The 13,708-nt window shown below is 66.6% G+C and carries 12 protein-coding genes; 4 read left to right on the top strand and 8 right to left on the bottom strand.

What is annotated here, in order from left to right; genetic code table 11:
• Nucleotides 1–33: 33 nt before the first annotated feature.
• From BRAD285_RS04000 to BRAD285_RS35150, 7 genes are all read right to left on the bottom strand, one after another.
• Nucleotides 34–372 (bottom strand): Rieske 2Fe-2S domain-containing protein, encoded by a 339-nt coding sequence (locus BRAD285_RS04000; RefSeq protein ID WP_006611661.1) that lies wholly within the window; start codon nucleotides 370–372, stop codon nucleotides 34–36.
• A gap of 194 nt (nucleotides 373–566) precedes the next feature.
• Nucleotides 567–1,514 (bottom strand): ABC transporter substrate-binding protein, encoded by a 948-nt coding sequence (locus BRAD285_RS04005; protein ID WP_006611660.1) that lies wholly within the window; start codon nucleotides 1,512–1,514, stop codon nucleotides 567–569.
• A 98-nt stretch (nucleotides 1,515–1,612) separates the two neighbouring features.
• Nucleotides 1,613–2,665, bottom strand: coding sequence for a ribose ABC transporter permease (locus BRAD285_RS04010; RefSeq protein WP_006611659.1), 1,053 nt, complete (start codon nucleotides 2,663–2,665; stop codon nucleotides 1,613–1,615).
• On the bottom strand, nucleotides 2,658–4,181 hold the full coding sequence (locus tag BRAD285_RS04015; protein WP_035646130.1) for a sugar ABC transporter ATP-binding protein: 1,524 nt from the start codon (nucleotides 4,179–4,181) through the stop codon (nucleotides 2,658–2,660). Before BRAD285_RS04015 ends, BRAD285_RS04010 begins: the two co-directional genes overlap by 8 nt.
• A 153-nt stretch (nucleotides 4,182–4,334) precedes the next feature.
• Nucleotides 4,335–5,777, bottom strand: a complete 1,443-nt coding sequence (gene xylB / locus BRAD285_RS04020) for a xylulokinase (protein ID WP_006611657.1) — start codon at nucleotides 5,775–5,777, stop codon at nucleotides 4,335–4,337.
• A gap of 244 nt (nucleotides 5,778–6,021) precedes the next feature.
• Nucleotides 6,022–6,504: a hypothetical protein gene (locus BRAD285_RS04025; protein ID WP_244422182.1), complete on the bottom strand. Its 483-nt coding sequence runs from the start codon at nucleotides 6,502–6,504 to the stop codon at nucleotides 6,022–6,024.
• 94 nt (nucleotides 6,505–6,598) lie between these two features.
• The gene (locus BRAD285_RS35150) at nucleotides 6,599–6,868 is read right to left on the bottom strand and encodes a hypothetical protein (RefSeq protein WP_035646127.1); all 270 of its coding nucleotides are present in this window, start codon (nucleotides 6,866–6,868) and stop codon (nucleotides 6,599–6,601) included.
• Here BRAD285_RS35150 and BRAD285_RS04030 point away from each other — a divergent pair.
• From BRAD285_RS04030 to BRAD285_RS04045, 4 genes are all read left to right on the top strand, one after another.
• Nucleotides 6,863–7,675 carry an SDR family oxidoreductase gene (locus BRAD285_RS04030; protein WP_006611656.1) on the top strand — a complete coding sequence of 271 codons (813 nt, stop codon included), beginning with the start codon at nucleotides 6,863–6,865 and terminating at the stop codon, nucleotides 7,673–7,675. The two genes, BRAD285_RS35150 and BRAD285_RS04030, sit on opposite strands and share 6 nt — an antisense overlap.
• A gap of 144 nt (nucleotides 7,676–7,819) precedes the next feature.
• Nucleotides 7,820–8,950 carry a GGDEF domain-containing protein gene (locus tag BRAD285_RS04035; RefSeq protein WP_006611655.1) on the top strand — a complete coding sequence of 377 codons (1,131 nt, stop codon included), beginning with the start codon at nucleotides 7,820–7,822 and terminating at the stop codon, nucleotides 8,948–8,950.
• Nucleotides 8,951–9,045: 95 nt separating this feature from the next.
• Complete coding sequence (locus BRAD285_RS04040) at nucleotides 9,046–10,380, top strand: acyclic terpene utilization AtuA family protein (protein ID WP_006611654.1); 1,335 nt, start codon at nucleotides 9,046–9,048, stop codon at nucleotides 10,378–10,380.
• An 85-nt stretch (nucleotides 10,381–10,465) separates the two neighbouring features.
• Complete coding sequence (locus tag BRAD285_RS04045; RefSeq protein ID WP_006611653.1) at nucleotides 10,466–12,016, top strand: GMC family oxidoreductase; 1,551 nt, start codon at nucleotides 10,466–10,468, stop codon at nucleotides 12,014–12,016.
• Nucleotides 12,017–12,019: 3 nt separating this feature from the next.
• On the opposite strand, the gene ggt is transcribed toward BRAD285_RS04045, so the two are convergent.
• Nucleotides 12,020–13,693: a gamma-glutamyltransferase gene (ggt, locus tag BRAD285_RS04050; protein WP_006611652.1), complete on the bottom strand. Its 1,674-nt coding sequence runs from the start codon at nucleotides 13,691–13,693 to the stop codon at nucleotides 12,020–12,022.
• Nucleotides 13,694–13,708: the final 15 nt, after the last annotated feature.

The raw sequence follows: 13,708 nt of genomic DNA on the forward strand, positions 1-13,708 counted from the left end.
TCGGCTGCCGCGCGCCTTTCTCTCGCGTGCCGGTCAGGCCGGCGCCCGCGGGAGCTTGACCGGTCCGACATCCACTTGGATCTCGTTACCCTCGATCTGCAGCGGATAGGAATGAAGCGCGTTGCGCACCAGATGCGTGACGCATTTGCCGCTCGCGCCGTCAAAGCCCCATTGATGGTGCGGGCAGGTGATCGTCTTGCCGTCGAACGTCGCCTCGCTCAGCGGCACGTCGGCATGCGGACAGCGGCCGCGCCACGCCGTCAGCTGGCCGCCCGCGGGCCACAGCAGCAGCACGCTCTTCTTGCCGACCTGATACAGGCCCATGCCGCCTTCGGAGATCGCGCTTGTCGGACAGACTGCAGTGAAAGCCATCGGATCGCCCGCTGATGATGCCGCTGCACATGCTCTCGCAAGTTCCGGACCAGCGGAAACAGCGCTCAGAATGGCGACATCAGGCAGATCGTTGTCGCAAACGCGACAAGTGCTGTCGCTTGACCCTGACGGCAAAACGCCGCCCGAGAGGGCGGCGCTGCTGTCGCGATCGCAATGTGGTTCGATGCCGAACTCTATTCCTTGCGCTCCGACGTCCAGCCTTTGTACTCGGCGACATTGTCGCGCGTGATCAGCTTCGACGGGAGCAACTCGACGGTGGAGGCCGGCTTCTGGCCATTGAGCAGCCCGACGCCGATCTGCACGGCGCGGCGGGCCATGAAGAACGGGTCCTGCGAGGCCGAAGCCTGGATCTGCTTGGTTGCGGGATCCTTCAACGCGGCCTCGATGTCGGGCGCGCCGTCGACGGAGGTGATGATGATCCCGGTGCGGCCTTGCTGGCGGGCGGCGAGATCGGTGCCGATCGCCTGCGGATCGTTGATCGCAAAGATCGCGTCGATCTTCGGGTAGCGCGTCAGATAGCCCTGCGCGACCGTGAGGCCGCCCTCGCGCGAACCCTTGCCGTCCTGGTCGCTCGACAGCACCTTGATGCCCGGGGCCTTGGCGAACACGCTCTTGCAGCCGTTGACGCGGTCGATCACCGCCGACACTTGCGGTCCGTTCTGGATGATGACGTCGCCTTTGCCGCCGAGCTTGTCGACGATGTATTGGCACGAGATCTCACCGGCCTGCACGTTGTTGGTGGTCACGGTGGCGTCGGCGCCTTCGGCCGCGGTGTCGACCGCGACGACGAGGATGCCCGCCGCTTGCGCCTTCTTGATCGCGGGTCCGATCGCCTTCGGGTCACCGGGGTTGAGCAGGATCATGTCGACGCCTGCGGCGATGAAATTGTCGATCTGGGTGACCTGCTTGCCGAGGTCGTATTCAAAGCCGACCGCGGTGATCTTGACGTTGGGGTTGGTCTTCTTGGCCTCGAACTCCGCGCCCTTCGACAGCGCGACGAAGAACGGGTTGCCGAGCGAACCGAGCGAGACGCCGATCGATTTCAGCTCCTTGGCCGAGGATGGCGCGGAGCTCATGACAAGCGCCAGCGCAGCACCGGCGAGCGAAATGGTCTTCAACATTGGTTTCCTCCCTGGTCCTTTTTGAAACCCTGCGCACGGCGGACCAGCGGCCGTGGAAGAACGATGAGGCAGGCGCCCGCGGCGCCCGCCGGTTGATCTCACGTGCGGGCCGAGCCCTGCAGCCGGTAGCGGTCAAGCGCGACGGCGCCGATGATGACGAGGCCCTTGATGACGTATTGCCAGATGTCGGACACGCCAACCAAGATGAGCCCGTTCGACAACACCGCGATGATGAGCGCGCCGACGAGCGTGCCCCAGATCGAGCCGATGCCGCCGACAAAGGAGGTGCCGCCAAGGATGACCGCGGTGATGGCGTCGAGCTCGTAGGACTGGCCGAGCTGCAGGCCGTTGGCGGCATACAGCCGCGCCGCCTGCATGCCGCCGCCGAGGCCGGCGAGCAGTCCGGACATGCCATAGACGAAAATCAGGACACCCCAGACCTTGATGCCGGCGAGCCGTGCCGCGCTCTCATTGCCGCCGACCGCGTAGATGTGCACCCCGAGCACGGTGCGGCGCAGGATCAGCCACGAGCCCAGGATGACGAGTAGGGCGATCACCGACAACCACGGAATCGACAGCACGCCGGGAATGATCGTCAGCGAGGCGTTGCCGATGAAGGCGTAGGGGATGGACGGATTGAACACGGTGGTGTCGGCGCCCATCAGGCGCGCGAGGCCGCGCACGGCGGTGAGCGAGCCGAGCGTGACGATGAAGGGCGGCAGCCGGAGCAGCGCGATCAGTGCGCCGTTGACGAGGCCGAAGGCGAGGCCTGTCAGCACCGCGGCCGGCAGCCACAGCGCACCGAGCTCGGGCATCTTGGACAGCGTGAGGCCGGCCATGGCTGCAGCGGCGAGGATCGAGCCGACCGAGAGATCGATGCCGCCGGTCAGGATCACGAAGGTCATGCCGGCCGCGAGCACGGTGTTGACCGCGGCCTGCTGCAGCACGATGCCGAGATTCTGCCCGGTGAAGAAGCGCCCTTCGGAGAGCATGTGGAAGCCGATGCACAGGATCAGCAGCACCGGCAGCATGCCGGCGGCGCGGATCATCAGCCGCAGCCGCTGCTGCTTGTTGTCGGATGTCGACGGCAGGGGCGCGACCTTTGCTTGCGCTGCCGCGGGCTTGGCTTGCGCCGAACTGTTGTCAGGCATCGACGTGCTCCGTCCCGGTGGCCAGCGCCATGATGTCTTCCTGGGTGATGGGTGATGTCGTGCTCTGATGCAGCTCGCCGGCGAGATGTCCCTCGCGCATCACCAGGACGCGGTCGCAGATGCCGAGAATCTCCGGCAGGTCGGACGAGATCACCAGGATCGCGGTGCCGGCCTTGGCGAGGTTGTCGATGATCGAATAGATCTCCGACTTGGCGCCGACATCGACGCCGCGCGTCGGCTCGTCCAGGATCAGCACCTTCGGCGCGGTCGCGAGCAGCCGCGACAGCAGCACCTTCTGCTGATTGCCGCCCGACAGGCCACCGACGGTGACGCCGGGATTGGGCGCGCGGATGCCGAGCGCGCTGAACGCCTCGTCGGCTCGCTCGCGAGCCTTGTCGCGATCGAGCAGGCCGCCGAGCCTGGCATCGCGACCGATCACCGCAAGATTGATGTTGTCGGCGCAGGACATGTCGAGGAACAGCCCGAGCGCCTTGCGGTCCTCGGTGAGATAGGCGATGCCGGCATCGAGCGCATCGCGCGGCGTGGCGATGTCGATGCGCTCGCCGTCGAGTTCGACATGGCCGGTGGTCTTGGGTGTCGCACCGATGATGAGATGCGCAAGCTCGGTGCGTCCGGCGCCGATCAACCCGGCGAGGCCGACGACCTCGCCGGCATGCACCGTGAGCGAGCAGCCCTTGACGCGATGGCCGTCGCCGAGATCGACCGCCGAGAGCACGGCGCGGTCGCGCCTGGCATGCGGGTCGTGATCCTTCTTGTAGAACGACGAGACGTCGCGGCCGACCATCATGCGGACGATGCTGTCGGCGCGGATCTCCGGCCTGTCGAGCGAGCCGACCAGGCGGCCGTCGCGCAGCACGGTGACGCGGTCACCGAGAGCATAGACCTCGTCCATGCGGTGCGAGATGTAGATGATGGCGAGGCCTTCGCTGCGCAGCTGGCGGATCAGCGCGAACAGCTTCTCGCTCTCGCCGGCCGACAAGGATGTCGTCGGCTCGTCCATGATCAGGATCTTGGAGCGCGCATGCAGCGCGCGGGCGATCTCGACCAGCTGGCGCTGTCCCATCGACAAATCCGCGACCAGTGTTGCGGCCGAGAAATCAGCGCCGAGCCGCTGCAGGATCGGTCCGACGGCCTCGCGCATCGCGTTGCGCGCCAGCAGGCCGGATTGTGACAGCTCGCGTCCGAGATAGATGTTTTCGGCGACCGTCAGGTTCGGCGCCAGCGACAACTCCTGGTAGATGATCGCGATGCCGGCATTGCGGCCGCCCATCGGCCCTTCGATGCGGGCCACCTGGCCCTCGATGCGGATCTCGCCGCCGGGATCGGGGCGATAGGCACCGGACAGGATCTTCATCAATGTGGATTTGCCGGCGCCGTTTTCGCCCATCAACGCATGGACTTCGCCGGCATAGACGGTGAGGTCGACCTTCTGCAGGGCCTTGATGGTGAAGAATGACTTCGACACCCCGCGCATCTCGAGGATCGGACCGTTCATCGTGCCTCCCAACGCACGTCGTCTTATCTCCCGCGGCTCGTTGATGTCGGCGCGGGGACGCCATTAAACTAGAGGCTGTTGCCGAATACAATATCAAAGACCATCGGCTACAACACGTCGGCGCGAGAGGCAGCGTGTTTTCGCCGGACTGCTCTAGGATCTGCGATAGAGCCGGCGCCAGCGCGGCAGCCGCTCGGCATAATCGGCCGCCAGCGCAGGATCGGGCGCGAAGGTCCGCAGGCGCGCTGGCGGCGTGCAAACATCAGCGATGGCTTCGCCGGTGACCGCCAGCCGTGCCAGCCGCGCAGCTCCAAAGGCGGCGCCGGTCTCGCCCTCTGCCAGCCGATGGATCGGGATGTCGAGGACGTTCGCCAGGATCGCGAGCCAGAGGTCGGAGCGCGAGCCGCCGCCGATCGCATCAGCTTCGGGAATCACGAGACCCGTGTCCGTCAGCGCATCACGGCAATCGGCGAGTGCAAAGGCGACGCCTTCGAGCACGGCCTGCACGATGGCGTTGCGATCCGTCGCATGGCTCAGGCCGTCGAGCAGGCCACGGACATTCGGATCATCGTGCGGCGTGCGTTCGCCGGCGAGATAGGGCAGGAAGCTGACCGGCGAGGGCGCGGCGGGCGATGCGCCAAGCGGCGCGAGCAGCTCGGCTTCGCTGACGCCGAGCAGCCGCGCGATCCAGGCGAGGCAGGAGGCGGCCGACAACATCGCGCCGGCCTGCAGCCACAGCGCCGGGATGGCATGGCAGAAGGTGTGAACGACGCGCTCGGGATTGGCCGTGACCGACCCGACCGGCGTGACGACGGCGCCTGATGTGCCCAGCGTGATGAAGGTGGCGCCCGGCCTGACAGCGCCGATGCCGACCGCGCCGGCCGGATTGTCACCCCCGCCGCCGGCGATGACCGGCTGTTTGCTCATGCCCCAGTGTTCCGCAAGATCGGCGCGTAATCGTCTGGCGGGTGCGCAGCCTTCGACCAGGCGCGGCATCTCCGCGCGCGTGAGGCCGGTGGCGGCGAGCCCCTCGTCGGACCAGTCGCGCTTGACGACATCGAGCCACAGTGAGCCCGATGCATCCGAGACATCCTCGATCGCTTCGCCGGACAGCACGAGCCGGACATAGGCCTTCGGCAGCAGCACGAGGCGGGTGGCGTCGAAGATCTCCGGCTCTTGGTTCGCGACCCACAAAAGCTTCGGCGCGGCGAAGCCTGGCATCGCCTTGTTGCCGGTGATCCGCCGCAGCTCCGGCCAGCGCTGTTCCAGCACGGCGCACTCGGCCGCCGAACGGCCGTCGTTCCAGAGAATGCACGGGCGGAGCGGCGTGAGGCTGGCATCGAGCAGCACCGGACCGTGCATCTGGCCTGATAGCCCGATGCCCGTGACCGCCGCCAGATCGCGGCCTTGATCGGCCTTCAGCGCGTCGAGTGTCGCGAACACGGCGGCGATCCAGGCCGCAGGATCCTGCTCCGCCCAGCCCGGCCGCGGCACGTCGATGCGCAGCGCCTGGCTGCGGCTCGCGATCACGCGCTGCGCGTCGTCGACGAGAATGGTCTTCACGGCTGACGTGCCGAGATCGATGCCGAGATACATGAAGGAATGGCCCGCAGCGTTCCTTGGTCCTTACGTGCGGCATGGCAATCTTCATCGATGGGTACAGGAACCACGTTAGGCGGCTTTGGAACAGCGTACCGGAGGCGACGAAGACGATGGCCGACGAGCTGACGTTAGCGTGAGCGGGACAAGAGTCTAGAGGTTTGGCTTTGAATGAAGCTCAGGAAAAAGGGCTTCCGCCTAAGCGGCGGAAGCCATCTCTTTGGGCTGAATTACGACGGATTCACGTGGACGTTTTCTGCGCTTGCCAACGTTGTCGTCCTGATCCGTCATCGGTCTCGATGAGGTCCACCTTTTCGCCGTCAGCGCTGCAACTCAAATAGACGCGCCCCTTCTCGGTGCCGCCCACCACGAGAATGTTATAGTAATCGCAGATTGGGGAATTTGCCGGCACGAACCGCCAGCGCTGTCGGCCGCTGAGATCATCATTCGCGATCAGATTCACCGTCGTACCGTCCACCGAACAGCTGAGGTACATTTTGGTCGGATCTGTACCTGTCTGCATCTTGATGTTGTATACTCCGGGGAAATCCGGCACTTCCTCCGCGGACCAAATTTGGCGTCCGCTGCCATCATCGGCATCGAACAGATCGACGCTGCCGGATGATTTGCAACTCAGTAGAGAACGCGCGGAGTTGAGACCGCGAAGAACCTGGAAATTGTAGGGGCCCTTGTCAGGCAAAACCGTGCTCTTGTTGGCGGGCATCGTCGTGCTCCTCGAAATAGGGGGGATCGAAAACGCTGGTGACGCTAGCGCCGGCCGCCGCGGCGATCAGTGAAGCGCTTCACAGAATGCAATCTCAGGTGGTAAATTGGTTTTGAAGCCCGTGGTAACGCTTCGTTAACGCGCTTGCTGTTGAGCGCCGAACGGCCACGTCCGGAGCATCGATCTGGCGATCGGCTCCCGCATCAAACGCGCAGCTCCGTCCCATGACCTTGTCGCTCGCTTTCGCCGCGCTGTTGCCGGTCCGCTGCTGCGTGATAACAGGTGACGGCGGCCGTCGACCGCACGTCATGTTCATGATCATCGCTTTGAGCCACGCACGGATCCCAAGGAGAACCACATGCATCAGCCGTCCCGTCTCGTCGGACAATACGCGCTGGTCACCGGCGCTGCGCAGGGCATCGGCCGCGCGATTGCGGTGCGCTTTGCCGAGGAGGGGGCGCATGTCGCGGTCAATTTCGGCGGGCCGTCGTCCTCCGGAGAGGAGACCCTGGCGCTGGTGCGGGCGGCGTCTTTTGCGCGCGGACACGAAGCTCGCGATCACTTCGCGGTGAAGGCCGACATCGGCGTCGAGGCAGACATCGCCGCGATGTTCGAGACGGTGCTGGCGCGCTGGCCGCGGCTCGACTGCCTCGTCAACAATGCCGGCTTCCAGCGGGAGTCGCCGAGCGAGGCGCTCGACGTCGACGCCTATCGCGCCATTCTCGAGGTCAATCTTACCGGCGCCGTGCTGTGCGCGCGCCATGCGCTGGCGCATTTCGTCGCGCGCGGCGGCGGCAACATCATCAATACGTCGAGCGTGCACGAGATTATCCCGAAGCCCGGCTATCTCGCTTATTCGATCAGCAAGAGCGCGATGGCCGGTCTGACGCGGACGCTCGCTCTGGAATTCGCAGGGCGTGGCATTCGGGTGAATTCCGTCGGGCCCGGCGCAGTGGATACGCCGATCAACGCTGCCTGGACCGACGATCCGGTGAAGCGGGCGGCGGTCGAGTCTCACATCCCGATGGGGCGCGTCGCGAGCCCGGAGGAGATCGCCGGCGTGTTCGCCTTCCTGGCCTCGTCGGAGGCGAGCTACATCACCGGACAGACGATCTATGCTTGCGGCGGCATCACGCTGTTCGGGGAATTCCGCGACAATTGGGCGAGCTGATCGTCGAGGCCGAACGCGCCACTCGAACTGTCGTCATCCGGGTGAGGATCTCTTAAGCATCACCGGCGCATGGCAGCCCTTCGCCGCTGCGGCGATATTTCGTTAAGGGGCGGGTACGATATTGCCCGCCTTGGCGAAAATGGAATGGCGATGCATCGACTGGACCCCGAGACTCGTCGCGAGCTCGCGCATCTGCTGTACAGCTCGATGCCGCTGGTCGGCACGATCTCGGCTGCGGCGGTCGTGATCGGGACCGTGATGGCGTGGGTCGCGTGGGATCCGGGCTACGCGATCATTACCGCCGCGCTGCTGGTGATCGGCGCCTTCCGCGTCGTCAAGCTCCTGATGTTCGCGGCGCGCTTCGATCGCCTTGGCCATGACGACATCATTCGTTGGGAGCTTTTCTACGGGATTGGCGCCGCCGCGTTCGGACTTGCCGTCGGCGCCTTGTCGGTGCGTGCGTTTCAGCTCGGCGACAGCCCCGGCATCTGGATGTGCTTCGGCCTGTCGATGGCGTTCTGCGTCGGCATCGTCTCGCGCGTCAGCCCGTGGATCGTGATGACCTCGTCGGCGGTGCTGCTGATCCCGACCGTGATCGCGTGTCTGTTGCAGCCGGAACCGGTCTATCGCATGGGTGCCGGCATGGTGGTGCTATTTTGGATCACCTTGCGCGGTACGTCGTATCGGCTCACGGCGGCCTTCACGGAGCGCATCATGGCGCAGCAGGCGCTGGTCCGTCAGGCGCATCAGGATTTTCTCACCAAACTGCCGAACCGCGCGGCCTTCATCTCGGCGCTGAGCCGTTGCGACCGCCCGGTCGCGATCATCGCGGTCGATCTCGACGGCTTCAAGCTCGTCAACGATCGCTTCGGGCATCAGGCCGGAGACGAACTGCTGTGCCAGGTCGGGGCGCGCCTGCAGGATTGTCTCGGTGACACCGGCATCGCGGCGCGGTTCGGCGGCGACGAATTCATGTTGCTGCTGCCGCGGGGCGGACGCGATGCGGCGCTCGCCCTCGCCGAGGCCGCGGTGACGGCGCTGGCCGAGCCGTTCACGCTGGCCGGAACACGCGTTCAGATCGGCGCCAGCGCGGGCATCCTGGTCACGGATGATCGTCAGGCCGAGACCGAAGCGTTGCTCGATCAGGCCGACCGCGCGCTGTACGCCGCGAAGCGGGCCGGCGGTCAGCGATGCTGCTGGGCTGACGCCGAAATCTCCGTCAGTTCAGCATGGACTCACTACGACGCCGTACCGGCGCTGTCGCCCGCGGGCTAGCCGCGCGAAGGCCTGTTCTGCGCAGCGCAGCGTTGGCAACGCCGGTGCGAGCCGGCTATCCTGCCGCCAGGAAAAAAATCCAGGAGGATCGGCCGATGCGGAGCATCAGGATCGGCGCGGGTGCCGGCTATTCCGGTGACCGCATCGAGCCGGCGGTGGAGCTCGCCGAAAAGGGCGCGCTCGACTATCTGGTGTTCGAGTGCCTTGCCGAGCGCACCATCGCGCTGGCGCAGCAGGCGCGCATCAGGGATCCGCAGGCCGGCTATGATCCGCTCTTGGCCGCGCGGATGCAGGCGGTGCTGCCGATCTGCCGCGCCAACAACGTCCGCATCATCACCAATATGGGCGCGGCCAATCCGCCCGCGGCGGCCGAAGCCACCCGCGCGATCGCACGCAAGCTGGGACTCGCAGGTCTGAAGATTGCGTCCGTGACCGGCGACGACGTGCTGGAGCGGCTGAAGACGAGCGATGTCGCGCTTGATACCGGCGATACTGTCACAGGCCTCGGCAACCGCATCGTCTCGGCCAACGCCTATGTCGGCGCGCGTGCCATTGCCGGGGCGCTGGCCGCCGGCGCCGACGTCGTGATCACCGGCCGCGCGGCCGATCCGGCGCTGTTCCTCGGGCCGCTGATCCATGAGTTCGGCTGGGCCTGGGATGATTGGGACCGGCTCGGGCAGGGCACCGTCGTCGGCCATCTGCTCGAATGTGCCGGGCAGATCACCGGCGGCTATTTCGCTGATCCCGGCGTGAAGGACGTTCCCGGTCTCGCCCGTCTCGGCTTTCCGATCGGCGAGGTGCGCGAGGACGGCGAGCTGATCGTCACCAAGGTCGCCGGCTCCGGCGGGTGCGTGACGCCGGCGACCGTCAAGGAGCAGCTGCTGTACGAGATCCACGATCCCACGAAGTATTTTCAGCCCGATGTGGTGGCGGATTTTTCGCAAGTCACCGTCGAGGAGCTCGGGGCCGATCGGGTCAGGGTCAGCGGCGGCCGCGGCACGCCGAAGACCGGATTGCTGAAGACCTCCGTCGGCTATCTCGATTCCTATGTCGGCGAGGGCCAGATCTCCTATGCGGGGCCGGGGGCTGTCGCGCGCGGCCGCCTCGCCCTGGATATCGTGCGCGAGCGGCTGGCGCTGACCGGCGTGGCGGTGAACGAACTGCGCGGCGACCTGATCGGGCTGAACGCCTTGCATGGTGACGCGCGCGCTGAAGGCAGCGAGCCCTACGAGGTGCGCGTTCGCGTTGCAGGGCGGACCGAGACCATGGCCGAGGCGGTCAGGATCGGCAACGAGGTCGAGACGCTCTACACCAATGGTCCGGCCGGGGGCGGCGGCGCCTGGAAATCGGCGCGCGAGGTGATCGCCGTGGCGTCCTGCCTCGTGCCCGAGGATGCGGCGAAGCCTTGCATTGGCATGCTGGTGGCCTGACTTTTCCAGGACTTCACGGATCGCCGTCGCTGGCGCAAGCTGCGGCCCGTGATTGCGACGAACGTGAGCTCTGGGAATTCAATCGATGTATGACGTCATTGTGGTCGGCGGCGGCTCGGCGGGCGCGGCCGTTGCGGCGCGCCTGTCCGAGGATCGCGACCGGCGGGTGCTGCTGCTCGAGGCCGGCGCCGATTGGCGTGCGGCCGACGTGCCCTGGGAGATCGCGACGCCCAATCCGATCCCGATCATCCATGACCGTGCGTTCCAGGAGAAATGGCAGTGGCCGCAGCTGATGTCGCGCCGCGTGGCGGGGCAGGAGATGCGCTTCTACTGGCGCGGCAAGGGGCTCGGCGGCAGCTCGATGATGAACGGCCAGATCGCGATCCGCGGCGTGGCGGATGCGTTCGACGAATGGGCTGCCAATGGCTGCACGGGATGGTCCGCCAGGGAGATCATGCCGCTGTTCGCGGTGATCGAGGATGATCTCGTCTTCGGTGATCAGGAGGGACATGGGCGCGGCGGGCCGCTGCCGGTGTATCGTGCGCCGCCGGAGCAATGGGGACCGATCGATCAGGCCTTGCGCGATGCGGCGCTGGCGAGCGGCTACCGCTGGTGCGACGATCTCAACGGGCCCGACGGCGAGGGCGTCGCCTGCTATCCGATCAACAGCCGCAACGGCCGCCGCATCTCCACCAACGAGGGCTATCTCGAGCCGGCGCGGGGCCGCGCCAACCTGGAGATCCGCGGCCGGGCGCTGGTCGATCGGCTGCTGATCAGTGATCTCAGGGCCACCGGCGTGCGCGTCCATGTCGAAGGCGAGGGCATCAAGGAGATCGCAGCGCGCGAGATCGTGCTGTGCGCCGGCGCGATCCACAGTCCGGCGATCCTGCTGCGCTCCGGCATCGGCCCTGCTGGGGATCTCCAGGCGATGGGCGTCAAGGTCGTGCGCGATCTCCCCGTCGGCCGGCACTTCTTCGATCATCCGCTGTTCCGCACCACGATCGGGTTGCGCGACGAGCTGCGTCCGACCGATCGCGACACGCGCCATACCAATTGCTGCGTGACCTATTCGTCGGGTCTCGCCGAGGGCGGCAAGCGCGACATGATCCTGATCGCGTTCAACCATCGCGGCATCGGCGTGCCCGGCGCCATCGGCGCCGGCCTGTTCAACGCGTTCTCGCGCGGGAGCTTGAAGCTGGCCTCGACCGATCCGACCGTCGATCCGATCGTGGAGGAGAACATGCTCGCCGATATCAGAGACATCGCGCGGATGCGCGATGCGGTGAAGCGGCTGGCGGTGATCACCGTGCAGCCGGCGCTGCAAGGCATCGCGGATTGGATCCGGCTGGGTGATACCCAGCTCAAGTTGCCGGAGGCGGCCGCGCTGCCCGATGCCGAGCTCGATGCGCTGCTGCGCCAGATCACGGGCGACATCCAGCATGCCGCGGGCACCTGCCGCATGACCGGCTTCGGCGATGCTGATGGCGTCGTCAATCCGGACGGCACGGTGAAGGGCATTGCCGGCCTGCGCGTCGCCGACGCCTCGATCATGCCGTCCGACTGCCGCGCCAACACGCATTTCACCACGGTGGTGATCGGCGAGGCGATCGCGCGAATGATGCGGAAGACCGCCTAAGCCTCAGGCGATCGCGAAGCGCAGCCCGGCGCGGGCACGCCCGCCGGAGATCGCGATCGGAGTGCCATCGGCGCGCCAGCACGCGGCGCCTGTCATCGTGCCGTCGTCGCCGAACGCGATGGCTTTCATGCCGCCGGCGACGACCGGCTCGCGCTTGATCTCGTGGCCGCGCGCGGCGAGCGCGTTTGTGACATCATCGGGAAACGCCGGCTCGAACTCGAGCACGCCGCCCTGGGTCCACAGCCGCGGCGCCTCCACCGCTTCCTGCAAGGACATGCCATGGTCGATCAGGTTGACCAACGCCTGGAACGCCGAGGGGAAGATGCGCAGCCCACCGGGCAGGCCGAGCGCATAGCGCAGCTTGCCGTCACGCAGCGCCATCATCGGCGCCATCGAGGTGAAGACGCGCTTGCCAGGTGCGATCGATAGCGCGCGGCCGGGATGCGGGTCGAAATTGTACATGTAGTTGTTGGCGGTCATGCCGGTGCCCGGGATCTGCACGCAAGCGCCGAACAGGCCGTTGATGGTCTGCGTCGCGGCCACGACGTTGCCCTCGGCATCGGCCACGGTGACGTGCGTCGTGTTCGCCGATTCCGTTGGCGAAAGCCCCGGACCGAAGCTCCTGGCCCTGGCCATGTCGATCTGCGCACGACGCTCGGCGGCATAAGCCTTGGATGTCAGACGCTCGATCGGAACGTCGACGAAGGCCGGATCAGCCGTCGCGACCGCCCGATCGGCAAAGGCGATCTTCAGGGCTTCGGCGAGCAGATGCGCCCCATCGACGGAGCCGAAGCCGAGTGATGCGACATCGAAGCCTTCGAGGATGTTGAGCATCTGCACGATGTGCACGCCGGAGGAGGAGGGCGGCGGCGGCCCGAGAATTTCGATGCCGCGATAGGTGCCGCGAATGGGCTCCCGTTCGATCACGCGGTAGGCGCGGAGGTCGGCCGCATCGATCAGCCCGCCATGGCCGGCCATGTAGTTGGCGAGGGCGTCGCCGAGCGGGCCGCCATAGAGCGCATCCGGTCCGTGCTCGGCGATCAGCCGCAGCGTCGCCGCGTAGTCGGTCTGGATCACGCGCATGCCGGCCTTGACCGGCTCGCCGCCGGGCAGGAACAGCGCGGACAAATGCAGATCGCGGGCGAGGTCGTCCGCGACCTGCCGCACGCAGTCGGTGAGATAGGGGCTCGCGATGAAGCCGTGCTCGGCGAGCCGGATCGCGGGCGCCATCACCTCGGCGAGCGGCCGCCGGCCGAAGCGCGCCAGCGCCTCGCACCAGCCCTTCAGCGCGCCGGGCACGGCGACCGCTAGAGCCCCGACGACATTGCGCCGATCACGCGTCTCGCGCGCCAGCGCGATCTCGTCCGACACCGGATCATATATGTCGGCTGTCGCCCGCAGCGGCGCGGTGCTCAAGCCGTCGAGCACGATGTGGCGCCCGTCGGCCAGGCGGATGTGCGACAGCCCGCCGCCGAGAATGCCGACCATCATCGGCTCGACCACGGTGAGCGCAAACAGCGCCGCGATGGCGGCGTCGATCGCGTTGCCGTCGCGCATCAGCATCTCGGCGCCGGCGCTCGATGCGAGCGGATGGTTGGTCACCACCATGCCGCGCGAGCCCGTTGCAGGCTGCTTCTCGCAGGTGAACTGGGCGATGCGCTGACTGGACGAAGCCATGCAGGGTCTCCTCGG

It is taken from the genome of Bradyrhizobium sp. ORS 285 (genome assembly GCF_900176205.1).
Classification (GTDB): domain Bacteria; phylum Pseudomonadota; class Alphaproteobacteria; order Rhizobiales; family Xanthobacteraceae; genus Bradyrhizobium.

Bases quoted from the DNA above. Each gene is read 5' to 3' on its own strand.
- BRAD285_RS04000 (WP_006611661.1), bottom strand. From the start codon at position 372: ATGGCTTTCACTGCAGTCTGTCCGACAAGCGCGATCTCCGAAGGCGGC.
- BRAD285_RS04005 (WP_006611660.1), bottom strand. From the start codon at position 1,514: ATGTTGAAGACCATTTCGCTCGCCGGTGCTGCGCTGGCGCTTGTCATG.
- BRAD285_RS04010 (WP_006611659.1), bottom strand. From the start codon at position 2,665: ATGCCTGACAACAGTTCGGCGCAAGCCAAGCCCGCGGCAGCGCAAGCA.
- BRAD285_RS04015 (WP_035646130.1), bottom strand. From the start codon at position 4,181: ATGAACGGTCCGATCCTCGAGATGCGCGGGGTGTCGAAGTCATTCTTC.
- xylB (WP_006611657.1), bottom strand. From the start codon at position 5,777: ATGTATCTCGGCATCGATCTCGGCACGTCAGCCGTGAAGACCATTCTC.
- BRAD285_RS04025 (WP_244422182.1), bottom strand. From the start codon at position 6,504: ATGCCCGCCAACAAGAGCACGGTTTTGCCTGACAAGGGCCCCTACAAT.
- BRAD285_RS04030 (WP_006611656.1), top strand. From the start codon at position 6,863: ATGCATCAGCCGTCCCGTCTCGTCGGACAATACGCGCTGGTCACCGGC.
- BRAD285_RS35150 (WP_035646127.1), bottom strand. From the start codon at position 6,868: ATGCATGTGGTTCTCCTTGGGATCCGTGCGTGGCTCAAAGCGATGATC.
- BRAD285_RS04035 (WP_006611655.1), top strand. From the start codon at position 7,820: ATGGCGATGCATCGACTGGACCCCGAGACTCGTCGCGAGCTCGCGCAT.
- BRAD285_RS04040 (WP_006611654.1), top strand. From the start codon at position 9,046: ATGCGGAGCATCAGGATCGGCGCGGGTGCCGGCTATTCCGGTGACCGC.
- BRAD285_RS04045 (WP_006611653.1), top strand. From the start codon at position 10,466: ATGTATGACGTCATTGTGGTCGGCGGCGGCTCGGCGGGCGCGGCCGTT.
- ggt (WP_006611652.1), bottom strand. From the start codon at position 13,693: ATGGCTTCGTCCAGTCAGCGCATCGCCCAGTTCACCTGCGAGAAGCAG.